The organism is Pseudonocardia sp. TMWB2A, from assembly GCF_017312135.1.
The window spans coordinates 1-1,246 of record NZ_QKQY01000012.1 but is presented as its reverse complement, the minus strand read 5'-3'; the positions used below and the strand labels follow the sequence as shown (position 1 = coordinate 1,246).

Annotated in this window: 2 protein-coding genes; both read right to left on the bottom strand. The window is 55.8% G+C overall.

Annotated features, from left to right (window positions below; all coding sequences use genetic code 11):
• Nucleotides 1–153: 153 nt before the first annotated feature.
• Complete coding sequence (locus DMP17_RS46285; RefSeq protein WP_337833047.1) at nt 154–432, bottom strand: type II toxin-antitoxin system TacA family antitoxin; 279 nt, start codon at nt 430–432, stop codon at nt 154–156.
• Nucleotides 433–662: 230 nt separating this feature from the next.
• Nucleotides 663–1,246 (bottom strand): energy transducer TonB (locus tag DMP17_RS46280; RefSeq protein ID WP_337833046.1); only part of this gene is annotated, 584 nt, incomplete at its 5' end.

Below are 1,246 nucleotides of genomic sequence, written 5' to 3'. Positions count from 1 at the left end.
GTCACATACGACGTAGGTACGCGTTCCGCCAGCTATCTGGTTGCGTAACGCTTTTTCCTTGAGCCATCGCGTGAGCTCTTCTGCGTCACATTGAAATTCACCCGTAAGATGTCGCTCCGTTAACGGAGTCGGAGAGTTCAATTGCAAGTTCGGTTACTCCCACGGAGATTTCGAATTCAACAGACGACTAAGCGCGAGAGTGTCTTCAGGGCCAAAAGGAGCATCGAGCGCAGACCGGAATTTCTTCCACGCCTTCTCGTCCAGTTCAAATGCAACTTGATCAGCAAGAACTTCACGCGCGCGCTCGACAGATGCGTCGATGATGAACTGTGAGCGATTCTTGCCAGTCACTTTAGCCGCACGGTCAATCAGCGACTGCTTGCGAGCAGGCGCTCTGAGATTGATGACTTTGGTTGCAGTTTCAGTGGACACGTCGAAATCCTCAAGAGGGTGTATACATTGTACACACAAACTTGAGGCGTGCTTCTAACGCTGTGTAAATCGGAAATCTAAAGTCAATAATCGCCGCGACATGAAACCTCGCGGCGATTTTCAATTCAAGGTGCATTTCAAAGGTTGAATCTGTGTCCATGGACAGAAGTTCATCTTTTTTAGACCCGAAAATTTTGACTCCCGCGATTTCAGATTTCAGGTTTCAAATGTTAGTTGCCCGGCGCGAAGGCGAAAGTTTTGCGAACCGTAATCGGCGACGACACCGCGCCGTAGCGCCAGCGCTTCACCGTATCCAACGCCGCGGAGTCGAACACGCCACGCGGCGTCGAGCGCACCACGCGCGCCGCGATCACCGAGCCATCGCGGCCGACGGTAATCTCGACGGTGACTTCACCGCTCGTGCTATTACGCAACGCCTCGCGCGGATAGGCCGGCTCGGGCGTGCTGATCGGCCGCAGATCGAGCTCCCGATTGGCTTGCGATGCAGGGTCGTCTTCTTCGGGTTCTTTGGGTTGAGGAGGCTTTGGCGCAGTCGTCACAGGCTCGGCGGTTCGGGCTGCAGGCGCAGCAGGTATCGCAGCGGAAGCGGCGGCAGCTTGCTTCTGGGATTCCACCTTGATTTGGGCGGCCTTCTCAGCAGCCTTCCGTTGTTGTTCCTGCGCGGCAGCGTTGCGTTGCTGTTCTTGAGCGGCTGCTGCTTGTTCGCGCGCCAACATCGCCTTGCGCTCTTCGCGGTGCTGCATCATCGTCGCGATCGAAGGATTGTTCGGATCCGCGAGACGCAGCAAACCGA